The organism is Pseudomonas kuykendallii (assembly GCF_900106975.1).
In the GTDB taxonomy this organism is placed as follows: domain Bacteria; phylum Pseudomonadota; class Gammaproteobacteria; order Pseudomonadales; family Pseudomonadaceae; genus Pseudomonas_O; species Pseudomonas_O kuykendallii.
In genome coordinates, this window is the sequence record NZ_FNNU01000002.1 from 633,564 (window position 1) to 653,898 (window position 20,335).

At 67.4% G+C, this 20,335-nt stretch carries 18 protein-coding genes; 12 read left to right on the top strand and 6 right to left on the bottom strand.

From position 1 onward, the window contains the following. Nucleotides 1–3 precede the first annotated feature (3 nt). Both BLV15_RS08085 and BLV15_RS08090 read left to right on the top strand, forming a co-directional pair. On the top strand, nt 4–564 hold the full coding sequence (locus tag BLV15_RS08085) for a response regulator transcription factor (RefSeq protein ID WP_090226390.1): 561 nt from the start codon (nt 4–6) through the stop codon (nt 562–564). Between the two features lie 139 nt (nt 565–703). Then, on the top strand, nt 704–1,645 hold the full coding sequence (locus BLV15_RS08090) for an AEC family transporter (RefSeq protein ID WP_090226391.1): 942 nt from the start codon (nt 704–706) through the stop codon (nt 1,643–1,645). A 6-nt stretch (nt 1,646–1,651) separates the two neighbouring features. Here the strand turns inward: BLV15_RS08090 and BLV15_RS08095 are convergent, their stop codons facing one another. The 5 genes from BLV15_RS08095 to gatC form a co-directional block, all read right to left on the bottom strand. Next, nucleotides 1,652–2,029 carry a carboxymuconolactone decarboxylase family protein gene (locus tag BLV15_RS08095; RefSeq protein ID WP_090226393.1) on the bottom strand — a complete coding sequence of 126 codons (378 nt, stop codon included), beginning with the start codon at nt 2,027–2,029 and terminating at the stop codon, nt 1,652–1,654. 29 nt (nt 2,030–2,058) lie between these two features. Then, nucleotides 2,059–2,457: a septal ring lytic transglycosylase RlpA family protein gene (locus BLV15_RS08100; protein ID WP_090226395.1), complete on the bottom strand. Its 399-nt coding sequence runs from the start codon at nt 2,455–2,457 to the stop codon at nt 2,059–2,061. A gap of 144 nt (nt 2,458–2,601) precedes the next feature. Further along, entirely contained in the window at nt 2,602–4,050 is a 1,449-nt protein-coding gene (gene gatB / locus BLV15_RS08105) for an Asp-tRNA(Asn)/Glu-tRNA(Gln) amidotransferase subunit GatB (RefSeq protein ID WP_090226398.1), read from the bottom strand. 129 nt (nt 4,051–4,179) lie between these two features. Next, nucleotides 4,180–5,631, bottom strand: a complete 1,452-nt coding sequence (gatA, locus tag BLV15_RS08110; RefSeq protein ID WP_090226400.1) for an Asp-tRNA(Asn)/Glu-tRNA(Gln) amidotransferase subunit GatA — start codon at nt 5,629–5,631, stop codon at nt 4,180–4,182. Nucleotides 5,632–5,640: 9 nt separating this feature from the next. Then, entirely contained in the window at nt 5,641–5,928 is a 288-nt protein-coding gene (gene gatC, locus BLV15_RS08115; protein ID WP_090226403.1) for an Asp-tRNA(Asn)/Glu-tRNA(Gln) amidotransferase subunit GatC, read from the bottom strand. Nucleotides 5,929–6,189: 261 nt separating this feature from the next. Between gatC and mreB the strand changes: the two genes are divergently transcribed. From mreB to tldD, 8 genes are all read left to right on the top strand, one after another. Further along, nucleotides 6,190–7,230, top strand: a complete 1,041-nt coding sequence (gene mreB / locus BLV15_RS08120) for a rod shape-determining protein MreB (protein WP_090226406.1) — start codon at nt 6,190–6,192, stop codon at nt 7,228–7,230. Between the two features lie 100 nt (nt 7,231–7,330). Further along, entirely contained in the window at nt 7,331–8,329 is a 999-nt protein-coding gene (gene mreC, locus BLV15_RS08125) for a rod shape-determining protein MreC (RefSeq protein WP_090227420.1), read from the top strand. After that, on the top strand, nt 8,329–8,817 hold the full coding sequence (mreD, locus tag BLV15_RS08130) for a rod shape-determining protein MreD (RefSeq protein ID WP_090226408.1): 489 nt from the start codon (nt 8,329–8,331) through the stop codon (nt 8,815–8,817). The genes mreC and mreD overlap by 1 nt, the downstream gene beginning before the upstream one ends. Nucleotides 8,818–8,858: 41 nt before the next feature. Beyond that, the gene (locus BLV15_RS08135) at nt 8,859–9,467 is read left to right on the top strand and encodes a Maf family protein (protein ID WP_090226411.1); all 609 of its coding nucleotides are present in this window, start codon (nt 8,859–8,861) and stop codon (nt 9,465–9,467) included. A gap of 70 nt (nt 9,468–9,537) precedes the next feature. After that, nucleotides 9,538–10,995, top strand: coding sequence for a ribonuclease G (gene rng / locus BLV15_RS08140; RefSeq protein ID WP_090226413.1), 1,458 nt, complete (start codon nt 9,538–9,540; stop codon nt 10,993–10,995). Next, nucleotides 10,992–14,837: a YhdP family protein gene (locus tag BLV15_RS08145; RefSeq protein ID WP_407072446.1), complete on the top strand. Its 3,846-nt coding sequence runs from the start codon at nt 10,992–10,994 to the stop codon at nt 14,835–14,837. Before rng ends, BLV15_RS08145 begins: the two co-directional genes overlap by 4 nt. A 46-nt stretch (nt 14,838–14,883) precedes the next feature. Further along, nucleotides 14,884–15,732, top strand: coding sequence for a carbon-nitrogen hydrolase family protein (locus tag BLV15_RS08150; RefSeq protein WP_090226419.1), 849 nt, complete (start codon nt 14,884–14,886; stop codon nt 15,730–15,732). Between the two features lie 2 nt (nt 15,733–15,734). Further along, entirely contained in the window at nt 15,735–17,189 is a 1,455-nt protein-coding gene (gene tldD / locus BLV15_RS08155) for a metalloprotease TldD (RefSeq protein WP_090226421.1), read from the top strand. Nucleotides 17,190–17,207: 18 nt separating this feature from the next. Here tldD and yjgA read toward each other — a convergent pair whose 3' ends face one another. Then, nucleotides 17,208–17,729 (bottom strand): ribosome biogenesis factor YjgA, encoded by a 522-nt coding sequence (yjgA, locus tag BLV15_RS08160; protein ID WP_090226424.1) that lies wholly within the window; start codon nt 17,727–17,729, stop codon nt 17,208–17,210. A gap of 104 nt (nt 17,730–17,833) precedes the next feature. On the opposite strand from yjgA, the gene pmbA reads away from it, so the two are divergent. Next, complete coding sequence (gene pmbA / locus BLV15_RS08165; protein ID WP_090226427.1) at nt 17,834–19,180, top strand: metalloprotease PmbA; 1,347 nt, start codon at nt 17,834–17,836, stop codon at nt 19,178–19,180. Nucleotide 19,181: 1 nt separating this feature from the next. After that, complete coding sequence (locus BLV15_RS08170; RefSeq protein ID WP_090226429.1) at nt 19,182–20,240, top strand: J domain-containing protein; 1,059 nt, start codon at nt 19,182–19,184, stop codon at nt 20,238–20,240. Nucleotides 20,241–20,335: the final 95 nt, after the last annotated feature.

Genomic DNA, 20,335 nt, shown 5'->3' on the forward strand with positions numbered 1-20,335 from the left:
AAGATGAGCGAGGAATCCCTGTTCGACGGCGAGGAGCAGCCCCACCTGCTGTTGGTGGACGATGACGCCACCTTCACCCGTGTGATGGCGCGTGCCATGACGCGACGCGGCCTGCGCGTCAGCGTTGCAGGTTCCGCCGAAGAAGGCCTGGCCATCGCCAAGCAGGACCTGCCCGACTACGCGGTGCTCGACCTGAAGATGGAAGGCGAATCCGGCTTGGTACTGCTGCCGAAGATGCTCGAGCTGGACCCGGAAATGAAGGTGCTGATCCTCACCGGCTATTCGAGCATCGCCACCGCCGTCGAGGCGATCAAGCGCGGCGCCAGCAACTACCTGTGCAAACCGGCGGATGCCGATGACGTGCTCACCGCGATGCTCTCCGAGCATGCCGACCTGGAAAACCTGGTGCCGGAAAACCCGATGTCGGTCGACCGCCTGCAGTGGGAGCACATCCAGCGCGTGCTCGCCGAGCACGACAACAACATCTCCGCCACCGCACGGGCGCTAGGTATGCACCGGCGCACCCTGCAGCGCAAGCTGCAGAAGCGTCCGGTTCGACGCTGAACAGCCTGCAACACCGAAGAGCGCCGCGAGGCGCTCTTTTCATTTGTACGCCCCGGGCGGGGTGAAACGACGCACGGGAAAGGCTGGAGAAGGGTGCGGGCATGTATCATTAGCCGCCTAAGCACCTGCGTGAGCCGCCATGTTCGCACTCCTCCATGAAACCCTGAACATCACCGCACCGGTGTTCGCCATGCTCTTCGTCGGTGTACTGCTGCGGCGTGTGCAATTGATCGACGCCGCGTTCGTCAACACCGCGTCCTCCCTGGTATTCAACGCGACGATGCCGACCCTGCTGTTCCTCGGTATCGTCGAGGCCGACCTGAGCCAGGCGATGCAGCCCAAGCTGCTCGGCTATTTCGCCGCCGCCACGCTGGGCGGGTTCCTGCTGGCCTGGGGCTGGGCGATCCTGCGCTGTCCGCGCGAGGATCGCGGCGTGTACACGCAGGGAGCGTTTCGCGGCAACAACGGCATCATCGGCCTGGCACTGGCCACCAGCATGTACGGCGACTACGGACTGTCGCTGGGCGGCGTGCTAGCCGGCGCGGTGATCCTGTTCTACAACAGCCTCTCGTCGGTGGTGCTGGCGGTCTACAGCCCCGTGGCCAAGGCCGATGTCTGGAGCCTGACCAAGAGCATCCTGCGCAATCCGCTGATCATCGGCGTACTGGCCGCGATCCCGTTCGCCTACTTCCATATCCGCCTGCCGGCCTGGGCGATGACGTCCGGGCACTACTTCGCGCAGATGACCATGCCGCTGGCGCTGATCTGCATCGGCGGCACGCTGTCGCTGGATTCGCTGCGCGCGAGCAGCCGCCTGGCGATCGGTTCGAGTTCGCTGAAGATGATCTGGGTGCCGTTTTTCAGCACCCTGGGCGCCTATCTGTGCGGCTTTCGTGGCGCCGATCTGGGCGTGCTGTTCCTCTACTTCGCCAGCCCCACCGCCGCGGCCAGCTTCGTCATGGCCCGCGCCATGGGCGGCAACCATGAACTTGCCGCGGCGATCATCGTCATCACCACGCTGGCGGCGGTGGTGACCACCAACGTCGGGCTGCTGATCCTGCAGTCGGCGGGAGTGATCTGAGACGGATCAGGCCTTGGGCACGTAGTCGTCGATGACTTCCTGGGCGGCGCGGAACGCGTCTATGGCCGCCGGGACGCCGGCGTAGACCGCGCAGTGCAGCAGCGCTTCGCGAATTTCTTCCACCGTACAGCCGTTGTTCAGTGCGCCGCGGACGTGGCCCTTCAGCTCCTGCGGGCATTTCAGGGCGGTGAGCGTGGCCAGGGTGATCAGGCTTCGCGTCTGCCGCGACAGGCCGTCGCGAGCCCAGACCGAACCCCAGGCGTTCTGGTTGACGAAGTCCTGCAACGGCTGGCTGAACTCGGTGGCGTTGTTCAGCGCGCGATCGACGAAGGCGTCGCCCATCACTTCGCGGCGAATGCGTTCGCCATTGTCCCGTTCGTTCATGTGGCTCTCCGGTTGGCTCGATGAAACGCTCAGTCTAGGGCTTCGACGCGGACCTTGGCGACGCCGCTGTCGAGCATGCCGAGGGCTTCGGCGGCTTTCTTCGAGAGGTCGATCAGGCGCCGCCGGGAAACCGGGCCGCGGTCGTTGATGGTCACCACCACCTGGCGCTGGTTGGCCAGGTTGGTTACCCGCACCTGGGTGCCGAACGGCAGACTGCGGTGTGCGGCGGTGAGGGCGTTCTGGTCGAAGGCGTCGCCGCTGGCGGTGCGTTTGCCGTGGTGGCGCGCGCCGTAGTAGGAGGCCTGGCCGGTTTCGCTGTAGCCGGTGGCGCTGGTGGCGGATGATCCGGGGCGAGTGACGCCGCGATCGAGGCTGGAGCAGCCGGCGAGCAGCAGAGCGGAGATCATCAGGCAGGCGGTTCGGCGCATCGGTCGCTCCATGCGGCGGGCGCTGCCCGCGATCCGTTGGGATACCCGACTGCGCGCCGGGCTTCGCACTATGACCGCTGCGCGATGAGACAAATTCCGCGAAGCCTCTCGGGGCGCTGCGACACGCCCGGAGAGGCCGCGTTTTCAGCCTTCCAGCTTCTTCTTCAGCAGTTCGTTGACCTGGCCGGGGTTGGCCTTGCCCTTGCTCGCCTTCATCGCCTGGCCGACGAAGAAGCCGAACATCTTGCCGCGCTTGGCTTCGTCGCTGGCGCGGTATTGCTCGACCTGCTCGGCGTTGGCGGCCAGCACTTCGTCGAGCATCTTCTCGATGGCGCCGGAATCGGTGACCTGCTTGAGACCCTTCTTCTCGATCACTTCATCGGCGGTGGCGCCCTCGCCGGCCGCCAGGGCCTCGAAGACCATCTTGGCGATCTTGCCGCTGATGGTGTTGTCCTTGATGCGCAGGATCATGCCGCCCAGTTGCTCGGCGGAAACCGGCGACTGTTCGATTTCCAGGCCATCCTTGTTGAGCAGGCTGGACAGCTCGCCCATCACCCAGTTGGCGGCCAGCTTGGCGTCGCCGCTGACCTGCTGTACCTGCTCGAAGTAGTCGGCCAGTTCGCGGCTGGCGGAGAGCACGCTGGCGTCGTACACGGAGAGACCGAAGGCGGCTTGGAAGCGCTCGCGCTTCTGCGTCGGCAGTTCCGGCAGGGTGGCCCGCACGGCAGCGAGGAAGCTCGGCTCGATGACCACCGGCAGCAGGTCCGGATCGGGGAAGTAACGGTAGTCGTTGGCTTCCTCCTTGCTGCGCATGGAGCGGGTCTGATCCTTGTTCGGGTCGTACAGGCGGGTTTCCTGGACCACCTTGCCGCCGTCCTCGATCAGTTCGATCTGGCGCTGCACCTCGTGATTGATCGCCTTCTCGATGAAGCGGAACGAGTTGACGTTCTTGATCTCGGCGCGGGTTCCGAACTCGGCCTGGCCCTTGGGCCGCACCGAGACGTTGCAATCGCAGCGCAGCGAACCTTCGGCCATGTTGCCGTCGCAGATGCCCAGGTAGCGCACCAGCGCGTGGATCGCCTTGGCGTAGGCCACGGCTTCCTTGGGCGAGCGGATGTCGGGCTCGGAGACGATTTCCAGCAGCGGCGTGCCGGCGCGGTTGAGGTCGATCCCGCTCATGCCGTGGAAGTCTTCGTGCAGGCTCTTGCCGGCGTCTTCCTCGAGGTGCGCGCGGGTGATGCCGACGCGCTTGAGGGTGCCGTCCTCAAGGGTGATGTCGAGGAAGCCCTTGCCGACGATGGGCAGTTCCATCTGGCTGATCTGGTAGCCTTTGGGCAGGTCGGGATAGAAGTAGTTCTTGCGTGCGAAGACGTTACGCGCGCCGATCTCGGCGTCGATCGCCAGGCCGAACTTGCAGGCCATGCGCACCGCTTCCTCGTTGAGCACCGGCAGCACGCCGGGCATGCCGAGATCGACCAGGCTGGCCTGGGTGTTCGGCTCGGCACCGAAGGTGGTGGGGCTGGCGGAGAAGATCTTCGATTGGGTGGCGAGCTGTGCGTGGATTTCCAGCCCGATCACGGTTTCCCATTGCATGTTCAATATCCCTCAAATGTTTTGCGGTCTGCCCCCTCTCCCGCTTGCGGGAGAGGGTTGGGGAGAGGGTGGCGGGCCGTACCCTTTCCCCCGGCCCCTCTCCCATGAATGAGAGAGGGGAGGGCTGTTTCAGAACCCGGCGGGCGTTGCCTTGTGCCAGTCGCTGACCTGCTGGTACTGGTGCGCGACGTTGAGCAGGCGACCTTCCTGGAAGTACGGAGCCAGCAGCTGCACGCCCACCGGCAGGCCATCGACGAAGCCCGCGGGCATCGACAGGCCGGGAATTCCCGCCAGGTTGGCGGTGATGGTGTAGATGTCCTGGAGGTACTCGGCGACCGGGTCGTTGCTGTTCTCGCCGAGCTTCCAGGCCGCGCTGGGCGTGGTCGGGCCGAGGATCAGGTCGACTTCCTCGAAGGCCTTGACGAAGTCGTTCTTGATCAGCCGGCGGATCTTCTGCGCCTTCAGGTAGTAGGCGTCGTAGTAGCCGGCGGAGAGGGCGTAGGTGCCGACCATGATCCGTCGCTTGACCTCGGCACCGAAACCTTCGGCGCGCGAGCGCTTGTACAGGTCGGTAAGGTCCGCCGGGTTCTCGCAGCGATAGCCGAAGCGCACGCCGTCGAAACGCGACAGGTTGGAGGAGGCTTCGGCCGGGGCGATCACGTAGTACGCCGGAATCGCATGCTGCATGTTCGGCAGGCTGATGTCCTTGACCGTGGCGCCGAGCTTCTTCAGTTCCTCGACGCAAGCCAGCACCGCGTCGGCGATGCGTGCATCGAGGCCGGCGCTGAAGTACTCCACCGGCAGGCCGATGCGCAGCCCGGCGAGCGGCTGGCCGAGGGCGGCGAGGTAGTCGTCCAGCGGCTGGTCGACGCTGGTCGAGTCCTTGGCGTCAAAACCGGCCATGGCGCCGAGCATCAGCGCGCAGTCTTCGGCGGTGCGCGCCAGCGGGCCGCCCTGATCGAGGCTGGAGGCATAGGCGATCATGCCCCAGCGCGAGACGCGGCCGTAGGTCGGCTTGATCCCGGTGAGGTTGGTGAAGGCCGCCGGCTGGCGAATCGATCCGCCGGTGTCGGTGCCGGTGGCAGCCGGCAGCAGGCGCGCGGCCACGGCGGCGGCGGAACCGCCGGATGAGCCGCCCGGCACGCGGCTGGCGTCCCAGGGGTTCTTCACCGGGCCGTAATGGCTGGATTCGTTGGCCGAGCCCATGGCGAACTCGTCCATGTTCAGCTTGCCGAGGGTCACGCTGCCGGCGCTGGCGAGCTTAGTCACCACGGTCGCATCGTAGGGCGCGGCGAAGTTGCCGAGGATCTTCGAGCCGCAGCTGGTGAGAACGCCCTGGGTGCAGAACAGGTCCTTGTGGCCGATCGGTGCGCCGAGCAGCGCGCCGTTTTCGCCCGCGGCGCGGCGCGCATCGGCGGCTTGCGCCTGGCCCAGCGCGAGTTCTTCGGTGACGCTGATGAAGGCGTTGAGCTGCGGATCGAGCCGGGCGATACGGTCGAGCAGGTGGCGGGTCAGTTCTTCGGCGGAAAACTGCTTGGCGGCCAGGGCGCGGCCGATTTCGGCAAGGGTCAATGAATGCATCGGGGTTCCTTACTCGATCACTTTCGGCACGAGGTAGAGGCCCTCGGCCACGGCCGGGGCGATCGCCTGGTAGGCGTCGCGGCGATTGCTTTCGCCGACCACGTCCGCGCGCAGGCGCTGGGTGGCTTCCAGCGGGTGCGCCAGCGGCTCGATGCCGTCGGTGTCGACCGCCTGCATGCGGTCGACCAGGCCGAGAATGCTGTTGAGGGTTTCGGTGGTGCGCGGAATGTCGGCTTCATCCAGGCCCAGGCGGGCGAGGTGAGCGATCTTTTCCACATCGGAGCGTTCAAGCGCCATGGGCGTCTCCTGAGGGGCGGCGGGTGACGTGGAGAGGTATCCGGAAAAGGCGGAGGAACCGAATCCCGGAGGGGCGGTCGAAAGCCGCGTTTTCCGGCTGTGCGGGCCCGCCGAAACGCGTTCGACGCGGCCTGCGTTGCGGGTCCGTAGGGCCCGGTAAAACGGCCAATCTACCACAGCGCGCGGGTTGCCCAAAATCCCTGTCGTTGTTAGAGTCTGCGCACTTTTTTACCCACGCGTCGCCCCAGGGTCTCTCTCCTCATGTTCAAGAAATTACGTGGCATGTTTTCCAGCGATCTGTCGATCGACCTGGGAACTGCCAACACCCTTATTTACGTGCGTGAACGCGGCATCGTCCTGAACGAGCCCTCTGTCGTCGCCATTCGTACCAGCGCCAACAACCAGAAGAGCGTGGTTGCCGTCGGCACCGAAGCCAAGCGCATGCTCGGCCGTACGCCGGGCAACATTTCGGCCATTCGTCCGATGAAGGATGGCGTCATCGCCGACTTCAGCGTCTGCGAAAAGATGCTCCAGTACTTCATCAACAAGGTTCACGAGAACAGCTTCCTGCAGCCCTCGCCGCGCGTGCTGATCTGCGTGCCGTGCAAGTCGACCCAGGTCGAGCGCCGGGCGATCCGCGAATCCGCCCTCGGTGCCGGCGCGCGTGAAGTGTTCCTCATCGAAGAGCCGATGGCCGCTGCCATCGGCGCCGGGCTGCCGGTCGAGGAAGCGCGCGGCTCGATGGTCGTCGACATCGGCGGCGGTACCACCGAAATCGCGCTGATCTCGCTCAACGGCGTGGTCTACGCCGAATCCGTGCGCGTCGGCGGCGACCGCTTCGACGAGGCCATCGTCACCTACGTGCGCCGCAACTACGGTTCGCTGATCGGCGAATCCACCGCCGAGCGCATCAAGCAGGAAATCGGCACCGCCTACCCGAGCGCCGAAATCCGCGAGATCGACGTACGCGGCCGCAACCTGGCGGAGGGCGTACCGCGCAGCTTCACCCTCAGCTCCGCCGAAGTGCTCGAAGCGCTGCAGGAATCCCTGGCGACCATCGTCCAGGCGGTGAAGAGCTGCCTGGAGCAGTCGCCGCCCGAGCTGGCCTCGGACATCGCCGAGCGCGGCCTGGTGCTGACCGGTGGCGGTGCGCTGCTGCGCGATCTGGACAAGCTGCTGTCCCAGGAAACCGGCCTGCCGGTGATCGTCGCCGAGGACCCGCTGACCTGCGTGGCCCGTGGTGGCGGCCGTGCCCTGGAAATGATGGACCGTCACGCCATGGATCTGCTGTCTACGGAGTAAGCGGCGGACTGCAGGCCACTCGCTGCGGGCGGAACTCCGGCCGGTCCGGTATCCGCCCCGCGGCAAAGCGCTTGAAGCTTGCGGCTGCGAGGTGCCGACCATCAAACCGTTATTCGCCAAAGGACCTTTGCTCGGTGTACGCCTGCTGGTGTTCGTCGTGCTTTCGGCTGCCTTGATGGTGGTGGACGCGCGGTTCGATTTCCTCAAGCCGGCGCGCGGCCAGATGGGCCTCGTGCTGACCCCGTTCTACTGGCTCACCGAGCTGCCGGTACGCACTTGGGAAGGCCTCACCCAGCAGGTCGCCAGCCGGGGCGAGCTGGTCGCCGAGAACGAGAAGCTCAAGGCCGAGGCGCTGCTCATGCAGCGTCGCCTGCAGAAGCTCGCCACGCTGACGGAGCAGAACGTGCGCCTGCGCGAACTGCTGAACTCCTCCGCGCTGGTGGATGACAAGGTGCTGGTCGGCGAACTGATCGGCGTCGATCCGAACCCCTTCACCCATCGCATCATCATCGACAAGGGCGGCCAGGACGGCGTGTTCCTCGGCCAGCCGGTGCTCGATGCGCGCGGGCTGATGGGCCAGGTCGTCGAAGTGATGCCCTACACCTCGCGGGTGTTGCTGCTCACCGACACCACCCACAGCATTCCCGTGCAGGTGAACCGCAACGGCCTGCGCGCCATCGCCAGCGGCACCGGCAATCCCGAGCGCCTTGAGCTTCGCCATGTCGCCGATACCGCCGACATAAAGGAAGGCGATCTGCTGGTCAGTTCCGGCCTCGGCCAGCGCTTCCCGGCCGGTTATCCGGTAGCGACGGTGAAGGAAGTCATCCACGACTCCGGCCAGCCGTTCGCCATCGTCCGCGCGGTGCCCACCGCGGCGTTGAACCGCAGTCGCTACGTCTTGCTGGTGTTCACCGACACCCGTTCGCCGGAAGAGCGCGCCAATGCCGCCGCCGAGGCGCAGGTGGCCGCTGACCAGAAGGCCGCCGGCGACGATGGGCAGAACCCTGCCACGCCGCCTGGCACACCGGCTCCGGCCGCGCCGCCGACCCAGGCGCCGCCCGGGCAGGTCCCGCCCAACCCCGATCAGGGAGATCGCTGATGGTCGCGCGGCGTTCCAACAATGGCTGGCTGGTCTGGCTGACCTTCATCCTGGCGATGCTGCTCAGCGTGGCGCCGATGCCGGCATTCATGGAAATCGGTCGGCCGCTGTGGCCGGCGCTGGTGTTGACCTACTGGACGCTGGCGTTGCCGCAGAAGGTCGGGATGACCACCGCCTGGGTCATCGGCATCGCTCAGGACGTGCTCAACGGCACGCTGCTGGGGCAGAACGCGCTGGTCCTGACGCTCATCGTGTTCCTCGTGCTGGCGCTGCACCAGCGCCTGCGGATGTTCCCGATGTGGCAGCAGAGCCTGGTGCTGCTGGTGGTCTTCGGCCTGGCGCAACTGGTCCAGCTGTGGCTCAACGCGCTCACCGGCAACCGTCCGCCGACGCTTGCCTTCGTCCTCCCCGCCCTGGTCAGCGCCTTGCTCTGGCCCTGGGTCTGCGCGGCCCTGCGCGGCCTGCACCTGCGTCTGAACGTCAATTGAGCGGCGGGTCGGCGTGCTTTCCGCACGACAGGAAGCATTCCATGACCACACCCGTCCTCCACCTCGCCTCCGCTTCGCCACGCCGCCAGGAACTGCTGGCGCAGATCGGCGTGCGTTTCGTCAGCCGGGTCGCGCCGATCGATGAAACGCCGTTGCCTGGTGAGGCCGCGGCGGCCTACGTCGAGCGCCTCGCGCTGGCCAAGGCGCGGGCCGCGCAGGCGACCCTCGAGCAGCCGGCCGGCGCCGTGGTGCTCGGTGCCGACACCGCCGTGGTGCTCGACGGGCGCATCCTCGGCAAGCCGCGCGACCGTGACGAGGCGCTGGCCACGCTGGCCGCGTTGTCCGCACGCGAACATGAAGTGCTCACCGCCGTCGCCCTGGTCGACGCGCAGCGCCACGCCACGCGCGTGGTCGCCAGCCGGGTGCGGTTCCGCGCCCTGGAACGCGCGGAGATCGAAGCCTACTGGGATACCGGCGAGCCCTGCGACAAGGCGGGCAGCTACGGCATCCAGGGGTTGGCCGCGGTCTTCGTCAGCGGGCTGCAGGGCAGCTACTCGGCCGTGGTAGGGCTGCCGCTGTGCGAAACGGCGGAACTGTTGGCGAGCTTTGGCATCCGTTGCTGGGGCACGGACGTTGTCCCGGGGTGCTGAGTTGGAAGCCAGCGCGGGAAAGCTGTACAACTCAGCCACTGCCCTTCGGCTTTGCGCCAACGAGAACAATATGAGCGAAGAGATCCTGATCAACATCACGCCGATGGAATCGCGCGTGGCCGTGGTGGAAAACGGTGTGCTGCAGGAAGTGCACGTCGAGCGCACCCAGCGGCGTGGCATCGTCGGCAACATCTACAAGGGCAAGGTGGTCCGCGTGCTGCCGGGCATGCAGGCGGCGTTCGTCGACATCGGCCTGGAGCGCGCGGCGTTCATCCATGCCTCGGAAATCTCCACCCGCGAAGGCAGCGCGGTGGAAAGCATCAGCGCGCTGGTCCACGACGGCCAGGCGCTCGTGGTGCAGGTGACCAAGGACCCGATCGGCAGCAAGGGCGCGCGGTTGACCACGCACCTGTCGATCCCGTCGCGCTACCTGGTGTACATGCCGCGCACCGCGCACGTCGGCATCTCGCTGAAGATCGAGGACGAGGCCGAGCGCGAACGCCTGAAGAAGGTGGTCGCCGACTGCGTTGCCGCCGAAGGCATCCAGGAAAACGGTGGCTTCATCCTGCGCACCGCCGCCGACGGCGCGCGCGCCGAGGATATCCTCGCCGACATCCGCTACCTGCGCCGGCTGTGGGACCAGATTGCCGCGCAGATGCAGGAGGCCAGGGCGCCGACGGTGATCTACGAGGACCTTTCGCTGGCTCTGCGCACGCTGCGCGACCTGGTCAGCCCGCGCACCGAGAAGATTCGCATCGACTCCCGGGAAACCTTCCAGAAGGTCACCCAGTTCGTCGCCGAGCTGATGCCGGAAGTCGCCGACCGCCTTGAGCACTATCCGGGCGAGCGGCCGATCTTCGACCTCTACGGGGTCGAGGACGAAATCCAGAAGGCGCTGGAGCGCAAGGTGCTGCTCAAGTCCGGCGGCTACCTGGTGGTCGACCCGGCCGAGGCGATGACCACCATCGACGTCAACACCGGGGCGTTCGTCGGTCATCGCACGCTGGAAGAAACTATCTTCAAGACCAACCTCGAGGCGGCCACGGCCATTGCCCGGCAGCTGCGCCTGCGCAACATCGGCGGCATCATCATCATCGATTTCATCGACATGGAGGACGAAGAGCATCAGCGCCAGGTCCTGCGCACGCTGGAAAAACAGCTCGAACGCGACCATGCGAAGACCAACATCATCGGCATCACCGAACTCGGCCTGGTGCAGATGACCCGCAAGCGCACCCGCGAGAGCCTCGAGCAGATCCTCTGCGAGCCCTGCGGCCATTGCCACGGCCGCGGCAAGCTGAAGACCCCGGAAACCACCTGCTACGAAATCTTCCGTGAAATCCTCCGCGAGGCGCGTGCCTACCAGGCCGAGGGTTACCGGGTGCTGGCCAACCAGAAGGTGGTCGACCGGCTGCTCGACGAGGAATCCGGCAACGTCGCCGATCTCGAGGCGTTCATCGGGCGCACCATCAAGTTTCAGGTCGAAACCATGTACTCCCAGGAACAGTACGACGTGGTGCTGCTCTGAGCGCGCCGCTCGACGAGGGCCGTGCGGCCCGGCTGCTCGGCGCCCTCGTGCGTGGCGGGCTGTGGGCCTGTGCGCTGTTCCTGGTGCTGGCGGCGCTGTATGTGAGCCTCGGTCGGCAACTGGTGCCGCTGCTGGCGGAGTACCGCGCCGAGGTGCAGGCCAAGGCCGGCGAGGCGTTGCAGATGCCGGTCAGTATCGGCAGCCTGGAAGGTCGCTGGCAGGGCTTTGCGCCGGTGCTGTTCGCCCACGACGTGCTGGTCGGCGATGCCAATGCGCACCTGCGCCTGGAGCAGGTGCGGATCAAGCCCGACCTGCTCGCCAGCCTGCTGGCACGGCAGGTGCGCATCGCCCATCTGGAACTGAGCGGCGTGCAACTCAGCCTGGTCCAGGACGAGGAGGGCAAGTGGGCGCTGCAGGGTCTGCCGCAGCGTCCCGACCAGCCGCCCGTGCAGCCGGCGCAGATACTCGAGCAACTGCGCAAGGTTTCCACGCTGTCCGTACTGGACAGCCAACTGATCCTCAAACCCTCCGGCGCTGAGCCGATCGGCATCAGCTCGGTCGGCCTGACCCTGCGCAGCGGCGCCCGCCAGCGCCTCGACGGTCGGCTGATGCTGCCGGACGGCCAGCCGCTGATGTTCGACCTCAACAGCCGGCTGAGTGCCAGCGGATGGCAGGATACCGAGGCCGAGTTCTACCTGAGCCTGCCGCAGAGCGACTGGGCGCAGTGGCTGCCGGCGCGGCTCACCCGCGACTGGCACATCGGTGCATTGCAGGCCGGTGGCGAAGTCTGGGCCACCTGGGCCAACGGCGGCGTTGCCCGTGCGGTGGCCCGCCTGCACGCGCCGAAGGTGTCCGCCGGTTATGCCGAGCGCGAGCCGGTGACGATGGACGACCTGGCCTTCAACGCCTACTACGACCGCCGCGACGACGGCTTCGACCTGCTGGTCGATTCGCTGGCCGTGAGCCTCGGCGAAACCCGCTGGGGCGAGGTCAAGCTGGCGCTGGGGCAGCAGCGGCGTGGCGCGGCCGACGAAGTCTGGAAGCTCGCCGCCGACCGGCTCGACCTGACCCCGCTGGCGCCCGCCGTCGAGGCCCTGGCGCCGCTGCCGGACACGCTCGCCGAGATCATCCACGGCCTGCAACCGCGCGGTTCCCTGCACAACGTGCAACTGGCCTGGCAACCCCAGGCGGAGGGCGACAAGCGCGTCCAGTTCGCCGCCAACCTCGAGCGCATCGCCTTCAACGCCGTGCATGGGGCGCCCGCCGCGGAGAACGTCAGTGGCGCCATCTCCGGTGACCTCGGCCAGGGCGAGCTGCGCCTGGATGCCCCGGATTTCGTGCTGCACCTCGACCATTTCTTCCCGCAGCCGTGGAAATACCGCCAGGCCAACGCGCGCCTGACCTGGAGCCTCGATCAGGAAGCCTTCACCCTCGCCAGCCGCTACATGAAGGTCAGCGGCGACGAGGGCGAGCTCGCCGGCGACATGCTGATCCGCCTGCAGCGCGACCCGTCGCGGGAAAGCTACATGGACCTGCGCGTGACACTGCACGACGGCGACGCGCGCTACACCGAGAAGTACTTGCCGACGGTGACGCCGGCCCTCAGCCCTGCGCTGGCCGACTGGCTGAAGACGGCGATCCGCGGCGGGCGCATCGACGAAGGCTGGTTCCAGTACCAGGGCTCGCTGATGCACGGCGCGCAGGACGGCGCCCGGTCCATCGACCTGTTCTTCAAGGTGCACGACGCCGAACTGGCCTTTCAGCCCGGCTGGCCGTCGGTGCGCGGGGCGCGGGGCGAAGTGTTCGTCGAGGACAGCGGCGTGCGGGTCGACGTCTCCGAAGGGCTGCTGCTGGACAGCCGGGTGACCGACGTCAGGGCGCGGGTGCCGCACGTGCCGGCGGGGCAGGTGTCGCGCCTGCTGATCGACGGCAAGGTCGCCAGCAGCGTGGCCGACGGCTTGAAGATCCTCCAGGAAACCCCGCTGAAGACCGCCGCCGAATCCTTCGCCGGCTGGCGTGGCGAGGGGCCGCTGGATGGCCGTCTGCAGCTCGACATCCCGCTGAACAAAGGCGGGCAGCCGCTTGTCGTGGTCGATTTCGCCACCCAGGGCGCGACCCTGCGCGTCGACAAGCCGCTGCTTGAACTGAGCCAGGTGTCCGGGGCGTTCCGTTTCGACAGCGCCAAGGGCCTCAGCGCGCCGGACGTGCGTGCGCAACTGTTCGGCAGGCCGGTGCAGGGCAAGGTGTTCGCCGAAGGCAGCGCCCGGCCGCTGACGCGCATCGAGGCCAGCGGCCAGGTGGCGGTGAAGACGCTCGCCGAATGGCTCGGCGTGACCCAGACGCTGCCCCTGACCGGCAGCATTCCCTATCGCCTCGGCGTGTCGATTTCCGACGACAGCCAGTTGCGCGTCGACTCCGACCTCAAGGGCGTCGGCATCGAACTGCCCGCGCCCTTCGGCAAGGGCGTCGACGAGACCCGCAACGCCACCTGGCGGATGAACCTGAGCGGTCCCGAGCGGCGCATGTGGGCCGACCTGCAGGACGCCGGCAGCCTGGCGCTGGCGATGCCGGCGAACGACCAGAAGCAGCTGCGTGGCGAGCTGCGGCTCGGCGCAGGCGCCGCGGTGGCGCCGGTCGACCGCGGCCTTAGGGTGCGCGGGAGCCTCGCCGAGTTCGACCTGGATGCCTGGAAAGCCGCGCTGGAGCGGAGCAAGGCACCGGTACAGCCGAAGGACGCGCAGCAACTGCTGCGCGCCATCGACGTGCGCATCGGCACCTTCAAGGGGTTCGGTCGCGAGGTGAACGATGTCAGCGCGCAGATCCAGCGTGGCCAGCACACCTGGCAGGCGATCATCGACAGCGACCCGCTGTCCGGGCGCATCGACCTGCCGGACGACGACAGCCCGGTCTACGTCGACCTGCGTCGTTTGCGCCTGCCGGCCGCCGATCCCGTGCCGCTCGATCCGCAGGCGCCGGTGGTGGAGAAACCCGATCCGCTGGCCGATGTCGATCCGCGTTCGATGCCGGCGCTCAACCTGCATGTGGACCAGGTGTACCAGGGCGACGTGCTGCTCGGCGCCTGGTCGTTCAAGTCGCGGCCAACCGCCACCGGCGCGCGCTTCAGCGACGTGAAGCTGGGCCTCAAGGGCCTGCAGATCAACGGCGAGGGTGGCTGGGAAGGCCAGGCCGCGCCCGCCAGCTGGTTCAAGGGGAAGCTCGGCGGCGGTGACCTCTCCAACGTGTTGCTGGCCTGGGATTTCGCACCGAGCGTGACCAGCGAGAAGTTCAGCCTGGATGTCGACGGGCGCTGGCCGGGCTCGCCGGCCTGGTTCAGCCTCAAGCGTTTCTCCGGTGACATCGACGCCAGCCTGCACAAGGGCCAGTTCGTCGAGGCCCAGGGCTCCGCCTCGGCGCTGCGTGTGTTCGGCCTGCTCAACTTCAACTCCATCGGCCGGCGCCTGCGCCTGGACTTCTCCGACCTGCTCGGCAAAGGCCTCAGCTACGACCGGGTTAAGGGACGCCTGCTCGGCAGCGACGGCGTATTCACCACCCGCGAACCGATCACCCTGACCGGGCCCTCGAGCAACCTCGAGCTGAACGGCACGCTGGACATGCTCAACGACCAGATCGACGCCAAGCTGCTGGTGACCTTGCCGGTGAGCAACAACCTGCCGATCGCCGCGCTGATCGTCGGCGCGCCGGCCATCGGCGGTGCGCTGTTCGTCGCCGACAAGCTGTTTGGTGACAAGGTGGCGCGGCTGGCCAGCGTACAGTACGACGTGGAAGGCTCGCTGCAGGACCCGAAGATCAGCTTCGACAAGCCGTTCGAGAAGCCGAAGTGAGCGCCCTGTGCGAACCCGCCGCCCTCCCTGCCCGCGCGGAGCGCCCATGAACATTGCGCTGATCCAGATGGTCAGCCAGGACGATGTCCTGGCCAATCTCGCGGCCGCCCAGCGGCTGTTGCGGCAGGCCGCGGACGGCGGCGCGCGGCTCGCCGTGCTGCCGGAGAACTTCGCCGCGATGGGCCGCCGCGACGCGTTGCGCATCGGCCACGAGGAAGCCGCCGGGCGCGGACCGATCCTGCCATGGTTGAAACGCACTGCCCGCGACCTCAGGTTATGGATAGTGGCGGGCACCGTGCCGCTGCCGGCCGATGACGAGCCGCGCGGCAAACCCAATGCCTGCTCGCTGCTGATCGACGAAGACGGCGAGCGCGCGGCGCGTTACGACAAGCTGCATCTGTTCGATGTCGACGTGAGCGACAGCCGCGGTCGTTACCGGGAGTCCGATGATTACCGGCACGGCGGACAACTGGTGGTGGCGGATACGCCGGTCGGCAGGCTGGGGCTGAGCGTCTGTTACGATTTGCGCTTTGCGGAGCTGTACACGCGATTGCGCGAGGCCGGCGCCGAGCTGATCAGCGCGCCCTCGGCGTTCACCGCGGTGACCGGCGCCGCGCATTGGGAAGTGCTGGTGCGTGCCCGCGCCATCGAAACCCAGTGCTACCTGCTGGCGGCGGCGCAGGGCGGCATGCACCCCGGCCCGCGCGAGACCTACGGCCATTCGCTGCTGGTCGACCCCTGGGGGCGCATCGTCGCCGAGCAGGCGGCCGGCGAGGGCGTGCTGTTAGGTCAGCGCGACGCCGAGGAACAGGCGAGCATCCGCCAGCGCATGCCGGTCACTGGCCACCGGCGATTTTCCGTGTCGACCGCCCCGCGGCCGATCACCCTGGAGTGACTATGACGACCATGCTGCACCGCGTAAGCGAACACCTGTTGAGCCCCGGCGGCCTGAGCCTGGACGCCCTGCCGGCGTTGCTCGGTGAACTCGCCGGGCCGGGTATCGACGCCGCCGACCTGTATTTCCACGACCAGATTTCCGAGTCCTGGGTCCTCGAGGACGGCATCGTCAAGGACGGCAGCTTCAACCTCGACCAGGGCGTCGGCGTGCGAGCGCTGTCCGGCGAGAAGACCGGCTTCGCCTACAGCAACGCGATCACCGCCGCCGCGCTGGGTGCCGCTGCCCGTGCCGCGCGTTCCATCGCCCGCGCCGGCCAGGAAGGCCGTGTGCAGGCCTTCTCCAGCCCCGACGTGCCGCGCCTGTATGCGCTGGACAACCCGCTGGACGTGCTCGACCGCGCGCAGAAGGTCGAGCTGCTCAAGCGCATCGACGTCGCCACGCGCGCGCTCGATCCGCGCATCAAGCAGGTCACCGTCAGCCTCGCCGGCGTCTGGGAACGCATCCTCGTCGCCGCGCTGGACGGCAGCCTGGGCGCGGACATCCGCCCGCTGGTGCGCTTCAACGTCAGCGTGATCGTCGAGCAGAACGGCCGCCGCGAACGCGGCAGCCACGGCGGCGGCGGGCGTACCGACTACCGTTTCTTCCTCGACAGCGTGGGCCTCGAAGACCGCGCCACCGGCTACGCCCGCGAGGCGCTGCGCCAGGCGCTGGTGAACCTCGAGGCGATTCCCGCGCCGGCCGGCACGCTGCCGGTGGTGCTCGGGTCCGGCTGGTCCGGCGTGCTCCTGCACGAAGCGGTCGGGCACGGCCTGGAAGGCGACTTCAACCGCAAGGGCAGCTCGGCCTACAGCGGCCGCATGGGCGAGCGCGTGGCGTCGAGCCTGTGCACCATCGTCGACGACGGCACCCTGGCCGACCGCCGCGGCTCGCTGAGCATCGACGACGAAGGCACGCCGACCCATTGCACCACGCTGATCGAGAACGGCGTACTCAAGGGCTACATGCAGGACAAGCTGAACGCGCGCCTGATGGGCGTGGCGCCGACCGGCAACGGCCGTCGCGAATCCTACGCGCACCTGCCGATGCCACGGATGACCAACACCTACATGCTGGCCGGTGAAAGCGACCCGGAAGAAATCATCCGCTCGGTGAAGAAGGGCATCTACTGCGCCAGCCTCGGCGGCGGCCAGGTGGATATCACCAGCGGCAAGTTCGTCTTCTCCACCAGCGAGGCCTACCTGATCGAGGACGGCAAGCTCGGCGCCCCGGTGAAAGGCGCGACGCTGATCGGCAACGGTCCGGAAGTGATGAACAAGGTGTCGATGGTCGGCAACGACCTGGCGCTGGACAGCGGCGTCGGCACCTGCGGCAAGGACGGCCAGTCGGTGCCGGTGGGCGTCGGTCAGCCGACGCTGAAGATCGACGGGATCACCGTGGGTGGAACCGGCGCCTGACGGCGCCGGAGCGGCGGATCAACGAAGCCCGCGCAGGGTTTCGTCGAGTTCGCGGATGTACTTGAAGACCTTGCGCGCGGCGGCCGGCGGTTTGTTGTGGGCCGCCTCGTGCTGGGCATGACGGACCAGGCTGCGCAGGTGCTGGCGGTCGGTTTCCGGGTATTCGGCAACGAAGTTTTCCAGGGTGGTGTCGTCGCCGCCGATCAGCCGGTCGCGCCAGCGCTCCAGGGCGTGAAAGCGCTCGTTGTACTGGCGGGTGGACGAGTCGAGCTGGTCGACCAGGGCGAGAATCGCCTCGACGTCCTGATCGCGCATCAGCTTGCCGATGAACTGGACGTGGCGTTTGCGGGCGACGTTGGCGGTGTGCTTCGGCGCTTCGGCCAGCGCCCGGCGCAGGGCATCGGACAGCGGCATGCGTTCGAGCACGTCGGGCTTGAACTGGGTCAGACGCTGACCGAGCTCCTGCAACGCATGCAGCTCGCGCTTGACCTGGGATTTGCTCTTCTCCTCGGAGAAGGCATCGTCGATAGATTCAGACATGGGGGCGATCCAGTGGAAAACGCCGCCATGATAACAGCAGCCCCACGGCGGGCGCTCGCAGCCCGTCCTTGCGGCGCTGCCAACGAACAGATTGAGGAGTCGCCATGAGTTCTACAGACATCGTCGGGCCGCAGGCCCTGCCGGAATTGCAGGCGAAGGTCGAACGCATCATCGCCGAAGCCCGGCGCCAGGGCGCCACCGCCAGCGAGGTGTCGGTGTCGGTGGAGCAGGGGCTGTCCACCTCGGTGCGTCAGCGCGAGGTCGAAACCGTCGAGTTCAACCGCGACGAAGGCTTCGGCATCACCCTCTACCTGGGACAGCGCAAGGGTTCGGCGAGCACCTCGGCGAGTGGCGACGCGGCGATCCAGGAAACCGTCGCGGCGGCCCTGGCGATCGCCCGGCACGCCTCCGAGGACGAGGCCGCCGGCCTCGCCGACGCCGCGCTGATGGCCCGCGAGCTGCCCGAGCTTGATCTCTACCATCCGTGGGCGATCACCCCGGAGCGCGCCATCGAGCTGGCGCTTGACTGCGAGGCGCACGCCTTCGATACCGATACACGGATTCGCAACGCCGATGGAACCAGCGTCAGCACCCACCAGGGCTGCCGGGTATACGGCAACAGCCACGGTTTCGTCGGCGGTTACGCCAGCACCCGCCACAGCCTCAGCTGCGTGATGATCGCCGAGGCCGACGGGCAGATGCAGCGCGACTACTGGTACGACGTCAACCGCCAGGGCGAACTGCTCGGCGCGCCGGCCTACATCGGCCGCCGCGCCGCCGAGCGCGCGGTGAGCCGCCTCGGTGCGCGCCCGGTGCCGACCTGCGAAGTGCCGGTGCTGTTCGCCGCCGAGCTGGCGACCGGGCTGTTCAGTCATTTCCTCGCCGCGGTGTCCGGCGGCAACCTCTACCGCAAATCCTCGTTTCTCGAAGGCGCGCTGGGCGAGCGGCTGTTCCCCGAGTGGCTGACGCTCGACGAGCGTCCGCACATTCCCCGCGCCATGGCCAGCGCCTCTTTCGACGGCGACGGCCTGGCGACCTACGCCAAGCCTTTCGTGGCCAATGGCGAGCTGGTCTCCTACGTGCTTGGCACCTATTCCGGGCGCAAGCTGGGCATGCCGAGCACGGCGAACGCCGGAGGCGTGCACAACCTGTTCGTCAGCCACGGCGAGGAAGACCAGAAGGCCCTGCTCAAGCGAATGGGCCGCGGGCTGCTGGTCACCGAACTGATGGGCCAGGGGCTCAACCTGGTGACCGGCGACTATTCGCGCGGCGCCGGCGGTTACTGGGTGGAGAACGGCGAGATCCAGTTCCCGGTGCAGGAAGTCACCATCGCCGGCAACCTGCGCGACATGTTTCGCCAGATCGTCGCCGTCGGCAGTGACCTCGAACTGCGCAGCAACATCCGCACCGGCTCGGTGCTGATCGAGAAGATGACGGTGGCGGGTAGCTGACATGGCGAAGAAAAAAACACTGCTGCGCGCCAAGCCGGCGCCGGGGCAGGCGATATCCGGGACCCAGCGCAAGTTCAACGGCCTGGTGGAAACCCTCGAAGGCGAACGAGAGCGTCTGGAGGCCTGGCAGGGCGTGATCGACGACTACGAGCGCTTCTTCGGCGAGACCTACCTGCCGCTGCTGGACGCGCACTGGGCACTCAACCGACAACTCGCCGAGGCACTCGATCGGGCTTCGACCGGCGTGGAGCTGAGCGCCGCGCACCGTCAGCTGGTCGACGAGATCATTCTCGATTCGGTGCTGCCGCTGATCGAGGGCGGCGAGAAGGACGACTCACTGCGCGGCTTGGTCGAACGCCACAGCAGCCTGAATTTCGACACGCTGGTGCAGCAGGCGCAGGCCCTGCAGGACGCCTTGGCGGGCGAAACGACGGATTCCGCCGATGCCGTGGAGGCAGGGGAAGGGGTCGAGTCGCGTGGTCTGTCGAGCGCGGAGCCGCCCCCCGCCGCGGAGCGCCCGCGGCTGCTGCGTGGGCGGCATGATGAAGAAGCGCGGCGTCAGGCCAGTCGCAGCGTGCGCGAGGTCTACCGGCAACTCGCCAGCAGCCTGCATCCGGACCGCGAGACCGACAGCGCCGAACGCGAGCGCAAGACGGCGCTGATGCAGCAGGTCAACCAGGCCTACGAGCGCAGCAATCTGCTGACCCTGCTGCAGTTGCAGCTGGAGATCGAGCAGATCCGGCCGAGCAACCTCGCCGATCTCGCCGACGAAAAGCTCAAGCACTTCAACCGCGTGCTCACCGATCAGCTGGAGGAGGTGCGCGACGAAGTGGCGAACGAGGAGCAGCTGTTCCGCGACTGCTTCGACCTGGACCCGCAGCAGGCGGTGAACCCGAAGATCGTCCGGCGGCTGTCGCGTCAGCAGAGCGCCTTCCTCGAGGAAGACAACGCCTACCTGACCCAGGACATCGAGCAGCTGCAGCAGCCGGAAAACCTCCTCGCCTGGCTCGACGAGCAACTCAAGCGCGAGCAGGAAGCCAAGGAAATGGGGCTCGCCTGAGCCTCCGTCACGCTCCTTGCTCCCCCGGCTGTCAGCGCGACAGCCACCTGTAGCACCACTCCCTTCTTTGCGGTCGCCGGCTCCTTCCGGGCAGG

Excerpts from the sequence above, each read along its gene's own strand:
- BLV15_RS08085 (WP_090226390.1), top strand. The coding sequence starts at position 4 with ATGAGCGAGGAATCCCTGTTCGACGGCGAGGAGCAGCCCCACCTGCTG.
- BLV15_RS08090 (WP_090226391.1), top strand. The coding sequence starts at position 704 with ATGTTCGCACTCCTCCATGAAACCCTGAACATCACCGCACCGGTGTTC.
- BLV15_RS08095 (WP_090226393.1), bottom strand. The coding sequence starts at position 2,029 with ATGAACGAACGGGACAATGGCGAACGCATTCGCCGCGAAGTGATGGGC.
- BLV15_RS08100 (WP_090226395.1), bottom strand. The coding sequence starts at position 2,457 with ATGCGCCGAACCGCCTGCCTGATGATCTCCGCTCTGCTGCTCGCCGGC.
- gatB (WP_090226398.1), bottom strand. The coding sequence starts at position 4,050 with ATGCAATGGGAAACCGTGATCGGGCTGGAAATCCACGCACAGCTCGCC.
- gatA (WP_090226400.1), bottom strand. The coding sequence starts at position 5,631 with ATGCATTCATTGACCCTTGCCGAAATCGGCCGCGCCCTGGCCGCCAAG.
- gatC (WP_090226403.1), bottom strand. The coding sequence starts at position 5,928 with ATGGCGCTTGAACGCTCCGATGTGGAAAAGATCGCTCACCTCGCCCGC.
- mreB (WP_090226406.1), top strand. The coding sequence starts at position 6,190 with ATGTTCAAGAAATTACGTGGCATGTTTTCCAGCGATCTGTCGATCGAC.
- mreD (WP_090226408.1), top strand. The coding sequence starts at position 8,329 with ATGGTCGCGCGGCGTTCCAACAATGGCTGGCTGGTCTGGCTGACCTTC.
- BLV15_RS08135 (WP_090226411.1), top strand. The coding sequence starts at position 8,859 with ATGACCACACCCGTCCTCCACCTCGCCTCCGCTTCGCCACGCCGCCAG.
- rng (WP_090226413.1), top strand. The coding sequence starts at position 9,538 with ATGAGCGAAGAGATCCTGATCAACATCACGCCGATGGAATCGCGCGTG.
- BLV15_RS08150 (WP_090226419.1), top strand. The coding sequence starts at position 14,884 with ATGAACATTGCGCTGATCCAGATGGTCAGCCAGGACGATGTCCTGGCC.
- tldD (WP_090226421.1), top strand. The coding sequence starts at position 15,735 with ATGACGACCATGCTGCACCGCGTAAGCGAACACCTGTTGAGCCCCGGC.
- yjgA (WP_090226424.1), bottom strand. The coding sequence starts at position 17,729 with ATGTCTGAATCTATCGACGATGCCTTCTCCGAGGAGAAGAGCAAATCC.
- pmbA (WP_090226427.1), top strand. The coding sequence starts at position 17,834 with ATGAGTTCTACAGACATCGTCGGGCCGCAGGCCCTGCCGGAATTGCAG.
- BLV15_RS08170 (WP_090226429.1), top strand. The coding sequence starts at position 19,182 with ATGGCGAAGAAAAAAACACTGCTGCGCGCCAAGCCGGCGCCGGGGCAG.